General features: G+C 72.6%; 12 protein-coding genes. 7 read left to right on the forward strand and 5 right to left on the reverse strand.

The annotated features are described in order from the left end of the window. The gene (dhaL, locus tag EI169_RS11650; RefSeq protein ID WP_125132476.1) at nucleotides 1-639 is read left to right on the forward strand and encodes a dihydroxyacetone kinase subunit DhaL; all 639 of its coding nucleotides are present in this window, start codon (nucleotides 1-3) and stop codon (nucleotides 637-639) included. Then, nucleotides 636-1,361, forward strand: a complete 726-nt coding sequence (gene dhaM / locus EI169_RS11655) for a dihydroxyacetone kinase phosphoryl donor subunit DhaM (RefSeq protein ID WP_125132477.1) — start codon at nucleotides 636-638, stop codon at nucleotides 1,359-1,361. The genes dhaL and dhaM overlap by 4 nt, the downstream gene beginning before the upstream one ends. Nucleotides 1,362-1,373: 12 nt before the next feature. Here the strand turns inward: dhaM and EI169_RS11660 are convergent, their stop codons facing one another. Beyond that, a complete protein-coding gene (locus EI169_RS11660; RefSeq protein ID WP_125132478.1) occupies nucleotides 1,374-2,342 on the reverse strand; it encodes a sugar-binding domain-containing protein in 969 nt (322 codons plus the stop codon). A gap of 109 nt (nucleotides 2,343-2,451) precedes the next feature. Between EI169_RS11660 and EI169_RS11665 the strand changes: the two genes are divergently transcribed. The 3 genes from EI169_RS11665 (at nucleotide 2,452) to glpK (ending at nucleotide 6,661) form a co-directional block, all read left to right on the forward strand. Continuing rightward, nucleotides 2,452-4,176: a glycerol-3-phosphate dehydrogenase/oxidase gene (locus tag EI169_RS11665; RefSeq protein WP_125132479.1), complete on the forward strand. Its 1,725-nt coding sequence runs from the start codon at nucleotides 2,452-2,454 to the stop codon at nucleotides 4,174-4,176. Nucleotides 4,177-4,287: 111 nt separating this feature from the next. Beyond that, a complete protein-coding gene (locus EI169_RS11670; protein ID WP_125132480.1) occupies nucleotides 4,288-5,043 on the forward strand; it encodes an MIP/aquaporin family protein in 756 nt (251 codons plus the stop codon). A 106-nt stretch (nucleotides 5,044-5,149) separates the two neighbouring features. Continuing rightward, a complete protein-coding gene (gene glpK, locus EI169_RS11675; protein WP_125132481.1) occupies nucleotides 5,150-6,661 on the forward strand; it encodes a glycerol kinase GlpK in 1,512 nt (503 codons plus the stop codon). Nucleotides 6,662-6,716: 55 nt separating this feature from the next. On the opposite strand, the gene EI169_RS11680 is transcribed toward glpK, so the two are convergent. Continuing rightward, on the reverse strand, nucleotides 6,717-7,187 hold the full coding sequence (locus tag EI169_RS11680; RefSeq protein ID WP_125132482.1) for an OsmC family protein: 471 nt from the start codon (nucleotides 7,185-7,187) through the stop codon (nucleotides 6,717-6,719). Between the two features lie 63 nt (nucleotides 7,188-7,250). Between EI169_RS11680 and EI169_RS11685 the strand changes: the two genes are divergently transcribed. Further along, a complete protein-coding gene (locus EI169_RS11685) occupies nucleotides 7,251-8,234 on the forward strand; it encodes an asparaginase (protein WP_125132483.1) in 984 nt (327 codons plus the stop codon). A 35-nt stretch (nucleotides 8,235-8,269) separates the two neighbouring features. After that, entirely contained in the window at nucleotides 8,270-9,385 is a 1,116-nt protein-coding gene (gene ald, locus EI169_RS11690; RefSeq protein WP_125132484.1) for an alanine dehydrogenase, read from the forward strand. 24 nt (nucleotides 9,386-9,409) lie between these two features. On the opposite strand, the gene EI169_RS11695 is transcribed toward ald, so the two are convergent. Genes EI169_RS11695 through EI169_RS11705 form a run of 3 tightly spaced genes read right to left on the reverse strand, consistent with a single transcriptional unit; the run spans nucleotide 9,410 to nucleotide 14,958 of the window. Beyond that, complete coding sequence (locus EI169_RS11695) at nucleotides 9,410-10,630, reverse strand: saccharopine dehydrogenase C-terminal domain-containing protein (RefSeq protein ID WP_125133453.1); 1,221 nt, start codon at nucleotides 10,628-10,630, stop codon at nucleotides 9,410-9,412. A gap of 8 nt (nucleotides 10,631-10,638) precedes the next feature. Then, nucleotides 10,639-12,174, reverse strand: coding sequence for an APC family permease (locus EI169_RS11700; RefSeq protein ID WP_125132485.1), 1,536 nt, complete (start codon nucleotides 12,172-12,174; stop codon nucleotides 10,639-10,641). 33 nt (nucleotides 12,175-12,207) lie between these two features. Then, a complete protein-coding gene (locus EI169_RS11705; RefSeq protein ID WP_125132486.1) occupies nucleotides 12,208-14,958 on the reverse strand; it encodes an FtsK/SpoIIIE domain-containing protein in 2,751 nt (916 codons plus the stop codon). Nucleotides 14,959-15,007 lie beyond the last annotated feature (49 nt).

Raw genomic sequence — 15,007 nt, forward strand, 5'->3', positions numbered from 1 at the left:
ATGACGGATGCCACCCCCGCCGACCTCGTCGCGTGGGTCGAGCGCTTCGCCGACCTCATCGACGCGCACGAGGCCGAACTCACGCGACTGGACTCCGAGATCGGCGACGCCGACCATGGCGCGAACATGGCGCGCGGCCTGCACGCCGTGCGCGCCAAGATCGACGCCGACCCGCCCGCGACGGCCGGCGACCTCGGCCGCGTCGTCGGCATGACCCTCGTCTCGACCGTGGGCGGGGCCAGCGGCCCGCTCTACGGCACGTTCTTCCTGCGCCTCGGGTCCGCCGCAGGCACGCAGGCCGCACTCGACGCCGCGGCGCTCGGCGCGGCGCTGCGGGCGGGCCTGGACGGCATCGTCGCGCGCGGCAAGGCGGAAGCGGGCGACAAGACGATGATCGACGCCCTCGCGCCCGCGCTCGACGCGTGGGACGCCGCCGTCGGCGACGGTGCCGATGCCGCGGGCGCGGCCGCCGCCGCCGCCGAGGCCGCCGCGCGCGGGCGCGACGCGACCATCCCGCTCGTCGCGCGAAAGGGACGCGCCAGCTACCTCGGCGAGCGAAGCGCCGGGCACATGGACCCGGGGGCGGCGTCGGTCACGCTGCTGCTGGAGGCGCTCCACGACAGCGTGGGAACCACGTGATCGGCATCGTCGCGGTCTCGCACAGCCGCCCCCTCGCCGAGGCGGCGCGCGAGCTCGCCCTGCAGATGGGCGGCGAGACGCCGCCCCGCGTCGAAGTCGCCGCCGGCACCGCCGACGGCGGGCTCGGCACCGACGCCGCCGCGATCGCCGACGCGATCGCACGCGCCGACACCGGCGACGGCGTGCTCGTCCTCATGGACCTCGGCTCCGCCATCCTCAGCACCGAGATGGCGCTGGAGTTCCTCGCCGAGCCGGTGCGCACGCGGCTGTCGCCCGCTCCGTTCGTGGAGGGGCTCGTCGCGGCGGTCGTGGGCGCCGCATCCGGCGCACCGCTCGACGACGTCGCCGCTCAGATCGCCGACGCCGGCGACGCCAAGCGACAGCAGCTCGGCGACGGCGACGGCGGGGACGACGCATCCGCACCGCCCGCTCCGCCTTCGGAGCCCGAGCGGTCGTTCGAAGCGGAGATCCGCAATCCGTCGGGTCTGCACGCGCGTCCGGCCGCCGCGTTCGCGCGTGCCGCCGGACGCTGGGACGCGCACGTGAGCGTGACCGACCTGTCGCGCGACGTGCCGTCGGCCGCCGGCGACAGCCTGCTCGCGCTCATGGCGCTGGGCGTCGGGCCGGGCACGCGCGTGCGGGTGTCGGCGTCGGGGCCGCAGGCGGATGCGGCGCTCCAGGAGCTGCGCGCGATGATCGAGGACGGCTTCGGGGAGATGTGAGCCCCCCTGCGCTCACGCCCGGGCCGTGACCTCGAGGAGGCGCCGCGCGAGCGACTCCTCGACGACGAGCTCCGTGATGATGCCGGCTGCGAGCGCGCCGCGCAGGCTGTCGAGCTTCGACAGGCTCGACACGATGCAGAAGCGGGTCGGGATGCGGCGGACCGCCTCGAGCTCGGGCCCGCTCGAGCGCGCGTTCAGATCGATGCCGTCGGAGGACCCGTCGAGGTGGTAGAACACCGTCGCGCAGTCTCCGACGATGCCGTTGCGCTCGATGGCGGCCTCGTCGGTCTCATCGAAGTAGTCGCCGGAGTACACGTGGCTCGGCACGTCGGCATGGGGCGAGCCGAGGCCGAACACGAAGATGTTGACGCGGCGCTGGATCTCCAGCACGGCCCGCACCGAGCGCTCGCGCCACATCGCCTGCTTGGTCAGCGGGTCGTCGAACAGGGCCGGCACCGGGAATTGGTGCACAGAGGCCGACCACGCGGCCCCGAAGCGCGTGAGGATCTCGCCGGCGTACGTGATGCCCGAGGTGCGGACGTTCGCGGCGCCGTTCATCTGCACCACGCGCGAGTCGTGTGTGCGCTTGGTCGGCAGATGCCGGGCGACGGCCGACAGCGTCGAGCCCCACGCGATGCCCATGGTCATGGACGACTCGACGCGCTCGGCCAGCAGTCGTGCCGCCGACAGCGCCGTGCGCTCGAGACGCTCGGCCTCGCTGATGCGATCGGGGGTCGGCACGACGTGCGCCGTCACGCCGAAGCGGCGTGCGAGGCGGCTCTCCACCTGACTGCGGGCGTCCTGCGGGGAATAGATCGAGATCGTGACGAGCCCGGTGTCCCGCGCGTAGGAGAGCAGCCGCGACACCGACGAGCGCGACACCCGCATCTCGCGCGCGATCGCCTCCATCGTGAGGTCCTGCAGGTAGTACAGCTGCGCAGCTCGAAGAGCGTCCTGCGCGCGGGTGGACGTCGTCGCCATCGCCTGTCTCCTCTCGCGCCCTACCCCAGTCTGCACGTTTGTGCAATTGGGTTGCAACTCTGTTCAGAGGCGGACAATGGTGGATGAAGCAGCACAGAAAGGCCGAAGAATGACCCCGTCAGCGACGACTCCCTCCGCCCGACCGGACGTCACGGCCCTCCGCGAACGCGGAGACGTCGACGTCCTCATCGTGGGCGGCGGCATCAACGGTTTGGCCACCTTCCGCGATCTCGCCCTGCAGGGCGTCGACGTCGCCCTCGTCGAGAAGGGCGACTTCGTCTCCGGCGCGTCGTCCGCCTCGAGCCACATGGTGCACGGCGGCATCCGCTACCTCGAGAACGGCGAGTTCCGTCTCGTGAAGGAGGCCGTGACCGAGCGCAACGCCCTGCTGCGCACCGCGCCCCACTACGTTCGCCCTCTCGAGACGACGATCCCGATCTTCAAGACGTTCTCGGGCATACTCTCCGCCCCCTTCCGCCTGCTCATCACGCACGGTCGGGGCAAGCCCCGCGAGCGCGGCGCGCTGCTGATCAAGATCGGCCTGGTCATCTACGACACGTTCTCGCGCGGCGGCGGCACGGTGCCGCGCCACCGCTTCCACGGGCGCAAGAAGTCGCTCGCGGCCCTCCCCCGCCTGAACCACGACCTCAAGTACACGGCGACGTACTACGACGCGTCGATGTGGGACCCCGAGCGGCTCGCCCTCGACGTCCTGCACGACGGCCTCGTGGCCGGCGGGCCGCGCGCGAGCGCCGTCAACTACGTGTCGGCCGTCGGCATGGACGGCGGCGCCGTGCGCCTGCGCGACGAGCTCGGCGGCGAGGAGTTCACGGTGCGCGCGAAGGTCGTCGTGAACGCGAGCGGCCCGTGGACCGACGTCACCAACCAGGCGATGGGCATGCCCACGCGCTTCATGGGCGGCACCAAGGGCTCGCACATCGTGCTGGAGAACACCGAGCTGCTGGATGCGACGCGCGGACGGGAGATCTTCTTCGAGAACTCCGACGGACGCATCGTGCTCATCTACCCGCTCAAGGGCCGTGTGCTCGTGGGCACGACCGACATCGACGCCGACCCGTCGAAGCCGGCCGTGATCACCGAGGACGAGATCGACTACTTCTTCGACCTCATCAAGGAGGTCTACCCCGACATCGCCGTGGACCGCTCGCAGATCGTCTACACGTTCTCGGGCATTCGCCCGCTGCCGCGTCACGACGACACCGCGCCCGGCTTCGTCTCGCGCGACTACCGGATCGTCGACGACACGCACGAGGGCACCCCGATCCTCAGCCTCGTCGGCGGCAAGTGGACCACCTTCCGCGCGCTCGCGGAGCACTTGAGCACGCGCACGCTCGAGACCCTGGGGCGTCCGCATCGCGTGAGCACCGCGAACCTGGCGATCGGCGGCGGCAAGGACTTCCCCCGCACGGCAGGCGATCGCGACCGCTGGGTCGCCGCGCACGGCGCCGGGCACCCGCGCGAGCTCGTCGAGGCGATGCTGAACCGCTACGGCACGCGGGCGGACGAGGTCCTCGCCGCGATCCCCGTCGGCGCGGCCGAGCTCACGAGCGCTCCCGGCTACTACCGGGACGAGATCGCGCACCTCGCCCGCACGGAGCAGGTCGTGCACCTCATGGACGTGCTGCTGCGTCGCACGTCGCTCGCCTTCGTGGGCGGCATGAGCGCGCAGACCCTCCGCGAGGTGGCCGACGCGGTCGGCGACACCCTCGGGTGGAGCGAGGCGCGGCGCGACGAGGAGGTCGCCGCGGCGACCGAGCAGCTGCGCACGGCGCATCTCGTCGAGCTCGAGAAGGTCGGCGCGACACAGTCGTGACAGGACGTGCTCCCCGGTGAGCGACATGCCGAGGAGTAACGTCACCCGAAACGGCCACCGCGGCCGTGCAACGATGCGAACGCGGCACACACCAGAAAGGTCATCGTCGACATGCAAGAAGTGAATCTGGGGCTCTACTTCCTCTCGGAAGTCGTCGGTACCGGGATGCTGATCCTGCTCGGTACCGGTGTCGTGGCCAATGTCGCCCTCGCCCGCACGAAGGGCAACGGCGGGGGTTTCCTCCTCGTCAACTGGGGCTGGGGTCTCGCCGTGTTCGCCGGTGTGATCGCCTCGGCGTACTCGGGTGCGCAGCTGAACCCGGCCGTGTCCATCGGCCTGCTGATCCGCGGCACGATCTCCCCCGCGGAGTTCGGCATCGCCGTCCTCGGTCAGATGGTCGGCGCGATCCTCGGCGCCGTGCTGTGCTGGCTGTCCTACAAGCAGCACTTCGACGAGGAGCCCGACCCGGCCGCCAAGCTCGGCGTGTTCTCCACCGGCCCCGCCATCCGCTCGTACGGCTGGAACCTCGTCACCGAGATCATCGCCACGTTCGTCCTCGTGTTCGTGATCTTCGGCTTCGCCGACTACGGCGTGGCCGACGTGGGCGTCCCCGGCGGCATCGGCGCGCTCTCCGCCCTGCCGGTGGCCCTGCTCGTGGTCGGCATCGGCGCCTCCCTCGGTGGCCCGACCGGATACGCGATCAACCCCGCCCGTGACCTCGGCCCGCGCATCGCCCACGCCATCCTGCCCATCAAGGGCAAGGGCTCGAGCGACTGGTCGTACTCGTGGGTGCCCGTGGTCGGCCCCCTCATCGGCGGCGCGCTCGCGGGTCTGCTCGCTCCCGTGCTGCTGAGCCTGGCCTCCTGACCCCCTCGACCTGACACCGGCGCGGTGACACCGCGCCACCGGGTGGGCGCCCACCGGGGCGCCCACCCCCACCACCTACCGAACACACAGACAAGGAAGTCCACTTATGGCTGACTACGTCCTCGCCATCGACCAGGGCACCACCTCCACGCGCGCCATGATCTTCGACCGCAAGGGGAGCGTCATCTCCGTCGGTCAGAAGGAGCACGAGCAGATCTTCCCCCGGGCGGGATGGGTCGAGCACGACCCCGCGGAGATCTGGCGCAACACGCAGGAGGTCATCGGCCTGGCCCTGAGCCGCGCCGACATCACCCGCCACGACATCGCCGCGATCGGCATCACCAACCAGCGCGAGACCGCGGTGGTGTGGGACAAGAACACCGGCAAGCCGGTCTACAACGCGATCGTGTGGCAGGACACCCGCACCCAGCCGATCGTCGACCGCCTCGCCGACGGCGACACCGACCGCTTCAAGGACATCGTCGGCCTGCCGCTGGCGACGTACTTCTCGGGCACCAAGATCGTGTGGATCCTCGAGAACGTCGAGGGGGCGCGTGAGCGCGCGGAGGCCGGCGACCTCATCTTCGGCACGACCGACACGTGGGTGCTGTGGAACCTCACCGGCGGCCCCGACGGCGGCGTGCACGCGACCGACGTGACCAACGCGAGCCGCACCCTCTTCATGGACCTCGAGACGCTGCAGTGGCGCGACGACATCCTCGAGACGTTCGGGGTGCCGAAGTCGATGATGCCCGAGATCCGCTCCTCGTCCGAGGTGTACGGCAACGCCGAGTCGTCGTCGCTGCTGCGCGAGACACCGGTCGCCGGCATCCTGGGCGACCAGCAGGCGGCGACCTTCGGTCAGGCCGCGTACGACCCGGGCGAGAGCAAGAACACCTACGGCACGGGCAACTTCCTCATCTTCCAGACGGGTGAGGAGATCGTCCGCTCGAAGAACGGCCTGCTGACAACGCTCGGCTACAAGCTCGGTGACGGCCCGGCGCACTACGCGCTGGAGGGCTCGATCGCGGTGACCGGCTCGCTCATCCAGTGGCTGCGCGACCAGCTCGGCATCATCTCCTCGGCCCCCGAGGTCGAGAAGCTCGCCGACACCGTCGAGGACAACGGCGGCGTGTACTTCGTGCCGGCGTTCTCGGGCCTGTTCGCGCCCTACTGGCGTCCCGACGCCCGCGGCGCGATCGTCGGCATGACGCGGTACGTCAACAAGGGCCACATCGCGCGCGCCGCCCTCGAGGCCACGGCCTTCCAGTCGCGCGAGGTGCTCGACGCGGTCAACGCCGACTCCGGCGTCGACCTGACCGAGCTCAAGGTCGACGGCGGCATGACGGCGAACGACGCACTCATGCAGTTCCAGGCCGACATCCTCGGCGTGCCGGTTGTGCGCCCGGTCGTCGCGGAGACGACGGCGCTCGGGGCCGCCTACGCGGCGGGGCTCGCCGTCGGATTCTGGGACAACCTGGACGACCTGCGTGCCAACTGGCAGGAGGACAGGCGCTGGGAGCCGAACATGGACCCCGAGGAGCGCGACCGCCAGCTGCGCCTCTGGAAGAAGGCCGTCACGAAGTCGATGGACTGGGTCGACGACGACGTGCGCTGATCCCCGCGATCACGAAGGGCCCCCGCCGGTGCATCCGGCGGGGCCCTTCGCCGTCTCACGCGGCGACGCGGATGATCGGCTCGTGGCGGACGGGGAAGTTCACGGAGTTCGCGATGAAGCACCAGTCGTGCGCATTCGTGTGCGCCTCGCGCGCGGCGGCGACCATCGACGCATCCGCGACCGTGACCACCGGATGCAGCACGACCTCGGTGAAACGGCCCCCCATCCCCTCCACGACCATCGTCGCGGTCGCATCGTCCTCGTACGCGGTGACGACGACGCCGACCTGGACGCACGCGTGGAGGTAGGACAGCAGGTGGCATTCCACGAGCGCCGCGACGAGCAGATCCTCCGGATCCCACTTCTGCGGGTCGCCGCGGAACGGCTTGTCCGCCGAGGCGAGGACGTCGGGCTTGCCCTCGACGCGCAGCGTCACCGACCGGTCGTAGTCGCGGTACCCGCTCGTGCCGGTGCCGCGGTCGCCGGTCCACTCGGCACGGACGCGATAGGAGTGCTCGGAGCTCATCGCCCCAGTCTCGCACCGTGCGTCACGCGGTCGGCCGCGCAGGGGCGGCGATAGGCTGAGGACGTGCCGCCGCTCCCCGCCGACCCCGTCGAACTCGCCGTCGTCGACCGCAGCGGCTTCGTCGAATCCCGGCACTTCGGCGTGGCGGTCGTGCTCGGCCCCGACGGCTCCGTCGTGCGGTCGCTCGGCGACCCGGGCGCGGTCATCCTCCCCCGCTCGAGCATGAAGCCGCTGCAGGCGGTCGCGTGCCTGTCGGCGGGCGCGTCGCTCGAGGGCGCGGCCCTCGCGCTGTCGACGGCGAGCCACGCCGGCACCGATCGGCATGTCGCCGTGGTGCGCGAGATCCTCGCCGCCGCCGGCCTCGGCGAAGAGGATCTCGGGTGTCCGGCCGCGTGGCCCTCCGACACCGCGACGCGCGACGAGATGGTGCGCGACCGCGCCGAGCCCGCGCGCATCCGCATGAACTGCTCCGGCAAGCACGCCGCGATGCTCCTCGCGTGCGTGGCGAACGAGTGGCCGACCGCCGGCTACCTCGACCCGCAGCATCCGCTGCAGCAGCACGTCCGCGAGGTCGTCGAGCGCCTGGTCGGCGAGCGGCCGGCCGCGACCGCCGTCGACGGCTGCGGCGCCCCCGTCTACGCTACGACCCTGGCGGGACTCGCGCGGGCGATCCACCGCATCGGCACGGCGTCCGAGCGCTCGCCGTTCGCGCTGCACCGCGGCGCGGGCATGCTCGTGCGTGCGGTGCGCGAGCACCCGTGGGCCATCGACGGCCCCGGCCGTCCCGACACGATCGTGATCGAGCGCCTCGGCGTGTTCGCCAAGGGCGGCGCCGAGGGCGTCATGGTCATGGTCGCGCCCGACGGCACGACGGTCGCGCTGAAGATGTGGGACGGCAGCGGCCGCGCCGCAACCGCCGTCGCGCTGCGCCTCCTCGAGCAGGCCGGCGCCCTCCCCTCGTCCGACGTCGCCGAGGCGATGTCGGTGCTGCCGCTGTCGATCGCCGGCGGCGGCCGAGAAGTCGGGGCCATCCGCCCCGCAATGTAGAGCGCGGCTCACACGGACGCGCGGAAAGGTCGATGATGAGGATCTGCGTTCCCACCGAGATCAAGGACAACGAGTACCGGGTGGCGCTCACGCCCTCCGGCGTGCACGACCTCGTCGCCGCCGGGCACGAGGTGTTCGTCCAGCGCGGCGCCGGACTCGGCTCGTCGATGACGGATGCCGACTACGAGGCCGCCGGCGCGGTCCTGCTCGACGACGCCGCCGACGTGTGGGACCGCGCGGAGCTGCTGCTCAAGGTCAAGGAGCCGATCGCATCCGAGTACGACCACTTCCGCGACGACCTGGTCCTGTTCACCTACCTGCACCTCGCGGCCGACCGGCCGCTGACCGACCGGCTGCTCGTCGACGACGTGACGGCGATCGCGTACGAGACGGTGCAGCTGCCCGGCGGCGGACTGCCGCTCCTGGCACCCATGAGCGAGGTCGCGGGGCGCCTGGCCCCGACCGTCGGCGCGCACACGCTGCTGCGCTCGCAAGGCGGCCTCGGACTGCTCATGTCGGGCGTCCCGGGCACCCGTCCCGCGCAGGTCACCGTGATCGGCGGGGGTGTCGCAGGCGCGAACGCCACGGTCATCGCGGCCGGCCTCGGCGCGCAGGTGACGGTGTTCGACACCAACGTCGCGCGGCTGCGGCAGCTCGACGACCACTTCCAGGGCCGCATCCGCACCGCCGCGTCGAACCCGCTCGACCTCGAGCGCGCCGTGATCGAGTCCGACCTCGTGATCGGCGCGGTGCTCATCCCCGGCGCGCGCGCCCCCAAGCTCGTCTCGACCGAGACCGTGTCACGGATGCGGCCGGGCAGCGTGCTCGTCGACATCGCCGTGGACCAGGGCGGCTGCTTCGAGGACACCCGTCCCACGACCCACGCCGATCCGACGTTCGAGGTGCACGGGTCGGTGTTCTACTGCGTCGCGAACATGCCCGGCGCGGTGCCGAACACCTCGACGTCGGCGCTCACGAACGTCACGCTCCCCTACATCCGCCAGATCGCCGCGCGCGGCTGGCGCGACGCGCTGAAGGCCGACCCGGCCCTCGCAGCGGGCCTCAACACGGCCGGCGGCGCCGTGGTCAACCCGGGCGTCGCCACGGCGCACGGCCTGCCGCTCGCACCGCTCGCCGGCGCCCTCGGCTGAGCGCCGCGGCCGGCGGGCGCGCGATCACTGCTCGCGGATGCCCCACGGCGAGCCGTAGCCGGCCGGTGCCGGCACGGCGAGGAGGTCGAGGAACGGCGCCGCGGGGAACGCCTCAGGGCCGAGGACGCCCGCCCCCGACCACGCGCCGGTCGCGAGCAGCTCGAGCGCGATGATGGGGTTGATCGCCGTCTGCCACACGACCGCCTGCGAACCGTACTCCGCCATCGTCTGCTCGTTGTCGGCGACGTGGTACAGGTAGGTGGACCGGGGTCGCCCGTCCTTGCCGGTGCCCGTCACCCACACCCCCGCGCACGTCTTGCCGCTCATGCGGTCGCCGAGCGTCGCGGGATCGGGGAGGACGGCCGCGACGACATCGCGCGGCGACACCTCGACGCCCTTCACCGCGACCTTGTCGGTGCGGTCCAGGCCGAGCTTGTGGAGGACCTTGAGCACCTCGATGAACTCGTCGCCGAGACCGTACTTGAACGTCACGCGCTTGGCCTTCGTCCACCGCGGCATGAGGAGCACCTCCTCGTGCTCGACGTTCACGCACTCGACCGGGCCGATGCCGTCGGGGAAGTCGAAGACCTCGGGCTCGCTGAACGGGGCCGTCGTGTACCAGCCGCGGTCGCGCTCGAACACGACGGGCGGGTTGAGGCACTCCTCGATCGTCGTCCAGATCGAGAACGACGGCGCGAAGTCGTATCCCGCGACGACCAGGTTCGCGCCGTCGCGCACCCCGAGCTCGTCGATCTCGGCGAACAGCTCGTCCTCGGCGTAGCGGGCGAACACGTCCGACAGGCCCGGCTCGACGCCGATGCCGACGAGGGCGAGGCGACCGGCCGCCTCCCACTCGGCGGTCTTCGCGAACTGCTCGTCGCCGAGCTTGACGCCGGTCTGCTCGTACGGGCGCTCCGGATGCGGCCGCGACAGGCTCATCGCCATGTCGAGGTAGGTCGCGCCCGCGGCGAAGCAGCCGTCGAAGATCGGCATGACGAAGCGCGGGTCGACGGCGTTCAGCACGTGCGTGACGCCATGCGCGCGGATGAGCTCGGCCACCGACTCCGCGCGGGACGCGTCGACCTGCGCGGCGGTCACGCGCGCGTCGCCCAGCTCCGCGACCAGTGCCTCCGGGCGCGCCGGGTCGTAGTCGGCGATCACGAGCGCGTCGAAGAAGCGGCGCCGCACCGCGATGCGGGCCGCCGCCGAGCCGACGCCGCCGGCTCCGACGATGAGGATGCGCATCGACCCGGTCATGCGAGGCCGCCGTCGACCGATCGGCTGTACTGCGCCGCATCCTCCGGCACGAGCACCTCCGTGTCGCGGTTGAGACTCTCGCCGCGGAAGAACGGCCGCGACCCCGGGAAGGCGAACCACAGGAACATCAGCAGCACGCCGACGGCGAGCGAGCCGATCCCCACGACGAACGTGCCGCCGATGCCCAGCAGCACGGTGTAGCCGTAGTCGACGTCGACCATGTCGATCGCGGACTGCACGAACGCGTACGTGAGCATGAGGGCGCCGAGCAGCGGCAGGAGTCCGCGGTAGAAGAAGTTCCGCGTCGACGTGAACAGCTCCCGACGGAAGTACCACACGCACGCGTAGCCGGTGATCGCGTAGTAGAACGCGATCGCGAGCCCGAGCGACAGGATCGAGTCCTGCAGGATGTTGTCGCTGATGAGCGTCATCCCGATGTAGTACAGGCTCGCGACGACCCCCATGACGATCGTCGAGAACGACGGCGTCCGGTAGCGCGGATGCACCGTCGCGAAGCGGCGCGGGAGCGCCCGGTACACGGCCATCGCGAGCGTGCCGCGGGCCGTCGGGAGGATCGTGGTCTGGGTCGAGGAGACGGCGGAGATGAGGACGCTGAGGATCAGCACCCAGCCGAAGGGCCCGAACAGGCCGTCCTTCAGCGCCAGGAAGATGTCGTCGGCGTTGGCCTCGTTCCCGAGGCCCGTGCCGGATTCCCCGAGACCGGCGTACATCATCGCCGCGACCGTGACGCCGACGTACGTCACCAGCAGGATCACCGTCGTGAGGAGCGCCGCGCGCCCGGGGATGCGCTTCGGATCGCGCGTCTCCTCGTTGAGGGCCAGGCACGTGTCCCAGCCCCAGTAGATGAAGATCGCGAGCAGGACCGCCTCGGTGAAGCCGCTCCAATCGCTGAAGCCGAACGGGTTGAACCACGCGAAATCGAACGGCGTGGGGTCGGGCGCCGTGCCGTCGAAGAAGTGCCAGAGCGCGGCGACGATGAAGATCGCCAGCACGAGGTACTGGATCGCGAGCAGGATGTTCTGGATGCGCTCGCCGATCTCGACGCCGCGCCAGCTCACCCACGTCATCGCCGCGATGAAGACGACGCCGGTCGCGGTCACCAGGGGGACGTTGTCGGCGAGCGAGCCGTCGCCGATCAGCGACCACAAGTAGATGCCGGCGACCTGGGCGAGGTTGGCGAGCACGACCGTTCCGGCCACGACGACGCCCCACCCGCCCATCCAGCCGACCCACGGGCCGAACGCCTTCGTGCCCCACGTGAACGTCGTGCCGCAGTCCGGCACGGCGTTGTTCAGCTCGCGGTACGCGAAGGCGATGAAGAGCATGGGCACAAAGGCCACGACGAAGGCGATGGGGGCCTGCGCGCCCACGGCGAGGACGACGAAGCCGAGGGTCGCCACGAGCGAGTACACCGGCGCGGTCGAAGCCAGACCGATGACGGTCGATCCCCACAGCCCCAGCGTGCCCGCCGCCAGCCCCTTGCCTGAGGTGCGGTCGAGTTCGGTGGTCACACAGCCGAACGTAGGGGGCGTGTCAGCGGGCGGTCAAGGGATCGACGGGGCGACCGCGACGCGGCGGACCGGCGCGTCCGCCCCGTACCGCCACGCCCGGCCGCGACCGGCGTGCGCGTACGGCGGGACGTCGCGGTCGCCGGTGAGGAGGCGCAGATCGCGCGCGCACGCGACATCGACGACGAGCTCCCCCGTCGCGCGCACGCGCTCGAGCTGACGCGGCCGTGCCAGCCACTGCTCCGGATCGCCCACGAGCACGACGGGCTGCCCGGGCACCGCTCCGGCGGGATCGCCCTCGGCGTCGACGGCGCGCACGCGCACCCCCGCGCGCTCCCAGCGCGTCACCGCCGCGCGCTCATATCGCGGTGCGACATAGCCCGACAGCGCTCCGGTCGGCTGCCACAGCGGCGGCTCGGCGCGGGGCGGGGTCTCCGGCGCGTCCGCGCACACCGCCACCTGCACCGCGGTGCCGGCGATCACGCCGCGTCCGGGCGCGGCGTCGCGGTCGTGGTCGTCGGCACGACCGCCCGCGGCGAGCCACTCGGCGCGTTCGCCGATGCGCAGCAGCACCCGGCCGGCGAACAGGTCGGCGACGCGGGCGACACCCGCGAGCCGCTGCACCGTCGCGACGACCCGGATGCGCAGCGCCGGCGCCTCGCGCACGAGGCGCTCCACCGCTGCCACCGCCGCACGGCCGTACTCGTCGGGGAAGCGGGCGATGAGCGCGTCGAGGTCGTCGAGGAGCACGATAGTGTCGGGGGCGGGCGGATGGAGCATCGCGGCGCACAGCGCGTCCCACGCGTGCTCGGCGTCGGGCCCGATCCACAGCGGCCGCGCCGACTGCGCCGCGACGGTGCGCACGAGCGTGGACTTCCCGACACCGGCGTCGCCGATCACCAGCAGCGTCCGGTCGGCGTCGCCCAGCGTCCACGGGGTGCGGCGCTGCCGCTCGGGCTCGTCGCGCAGCCCGAGCACGAGCCCCGCGGCGGCGATCTCGTCGCGCGTGATCCGTGGGGGCAGCGGCGGGGCCCACGGAGCGGGAGGCCGCTCGCCCGCGCCCATGCACGCGGCGGCGACGTCGGACGCGTCCGACAGCGCGATGCGCACGCGCTGCGGGCGCGCGTCCGCCGCGCGGCGGACGAGGGCGAGCCCGCGACCGTCCGGGCCGCCGGGCAGGTCGGCGGCGTCGGGCACACCCACGACGGCCGCGCTGTCGTGCGGATCGTTCGTGCGCAGGCTCACGCGCAGCCCGCAGTTGGTCAGCAGGGCGTCGCGGAAGACGCCGGCGGCGCGCTGCGTGCCGAGGATGACGTGGACCCCGAGCGCGCGCCCGCGCGCCGTCAGGTCGGCGAAGAGCGCGTCGAACTGCGGATGCGCCTCGCGCAGCGCCGCGAACTCGTCGACGACCACGACCAGGCGCGGCAGCTCGACGTCGGCGACGTCGCGCGCGCCGGCGGCGGCGAGCACGCGCTCCCGGCGCCGGACCTCGGCGCGCAGGCTCTCGATCGCCCGTCGGGCACCGCCGCCGTCCAGGTCGGTGATGACGCCCGTGACGTGGGGCACGTCGCGGAGCGCGTCGAAAGCCGCGCCGCCCTTGAAGTCGGCGAGGAGGAAGCACACGTCCGCCGTCGTGAAGCGCGCGGCGAGGGCCAGCACCCAGCTGACGAGGAGTTCGCTCTTGCCCGACCCGGTCGTCCCGGTGACGATCGCGTGCGGCCCGTCGGCGACCAGGTCGATCACGGCCGGGGCAGCGCCCGCCATCCCGATCGCGCACGGCAGCCCCCGGCGCTCGCGCTCGCGCACGGGCGGGCGCAGCGCCAGGAGTGGCACGGCCTCCACGGCGTCGGCGGGTGCGCGACGGGCCAGCAGGCCGGTGGCGATCACAGCGGCCTGCGCACGGCTCACCGCCTCCACTTCGATCTCGACGCTTCGCCCGGGCCCGGCGAGCCGCGCCCGGGTGGGTGCGGTCAGCTCGATCACATGCGTGCACCCGGGTGGGAGGGGCTGCCCCGGCCGCGCCTCGACGAGGCGCGCATGACCGTCCGTCGGTGCATCCGCGGTCATCCACGCGAGTCGACACGGGGCGGGCATCCGCGTCTGCGGGAGGTCGGCGACCCACGACTCCTCGCCGGCGACGTCCGCGGCGATCTCCAGCCGGCCGGGGGCCGCGACGCACGCCGCCTGCAGGACGAGCGCCCGCGCGACGGCGCGCGTGAGCACGGGCGGCCCCACGATCGCGATGCCCTCCGCGCACGACGCGGTCACGGGCGCGTCGGGGATGCGGCGCGCCGCGCGGACGATCGCCAGGTCGGCGGGGTCGTCACCGGACGCCGTGACGCGCAGCGTGCTGTCGAGCTCGCCGCGGCCGAGCACGAGGAGGTCGGCGGAGTCGGCGCCGCGCCACACCGCGTCGGGGCGGCGCACGTGCCCGCGCACGTCGGGATGCCGGGCCTCGAGCGCCTCGCGCTCCGCGTCGTGCCGTGCGGCCACGCGGGCGGCGACGCGGCCACGGACCTCGTCGGCGCGCGTCGTCTCGGCCCGTCGCTCGCGGCGCGCCGTCCGCGCGCCGTCCACGACTCCGGCAACGGCGATGAGCGGACCGAGCAGCGCGAACCACAGCGCGAAGGCGGAGCCGGTGAACGCCCAGAAGGCCAGCGCGCCGGCGACGGGCACGGCCGACGCGAGCCACGGGATCGCGGGGCGCGGAATCGCACGCGGAGCGTCCGGTAGCGTCAGCGGGCCGTCGGCGTCGACGGCGGGTTCGGTCGTGAGCGGGAGCGGCACAGAGCCAGTCCACTCGGCTGCGGGCGGCGAGCGCGCGCGAGACGGTCGC

It is taken from the genome of Microbacterium sp. 10M-3C3 (genome assembly GCF_003931875.1).
Lineage (GTDB): Bacteria > Actinomycetota > Actinomycetes > Actinomycetales > Microbacteriaceae > Microbacterium.

Excerpts from the sequence above, each read along its gene's own strand:
- ald (WP_125132484.1), top strand. The coding sequence starts at position 8,270 with ATGAGGATCTGCGTTCCCACCGAGATCAAGGACAACGAGTACCGGGTG.
- EI169_RS11670 (WP_125132480.1), top strand. The coding sequence starts at position 4,288 with ATGCAAGAAGTGAATCTGGGGCTCTACTTCCTCTCGGAAGTCGTCGGT.
- EI169_RS11695 (WP_125133453.1), bottom strand. The coding sequence starts at position 10,630 with ATGCGCATCCTCATCGTCGGAGCCGGCGGCGTCGGCTCGGCGGCGGCC.
- EI169_RS11660 (WP_125132478.1), bottom strand. The coding sequence starts at position 2,342 with ATGGCGACGACGTCCACCCGCGCGCAGGACGCTCTTCGAGCTGCGCAG.
- EI169_RS11665 (WP_125132479.1), top strand. The coding sequence starts at position 2,452 with ATGACCCCGTCAGCGACGACTCCCTCCGCCCGACCGGACGTCACGGCC.
- dhaL (WP_125132476.1), top strand. The coding sequence starts at position 1 with ATGACGGATGCCACCCCCGCCGACCTCGTCGCGTGGGTCGAGCGCTTC.
- glpK (WP_125132481.1), top strand. The coding sequence starts at position 5,150 with ATGGCTGACTACGTCCTCGCCATCGACCAGGGCACCACCTCCACGCGC.
- EI169_RS11680 (WP_125132482.1), bottom strand. The coding sequence starts at position 7,187 with ATGAGCTCCGAGCACTCCTATCGCGTCCGTGCCGAGTGGACCGGCGAC.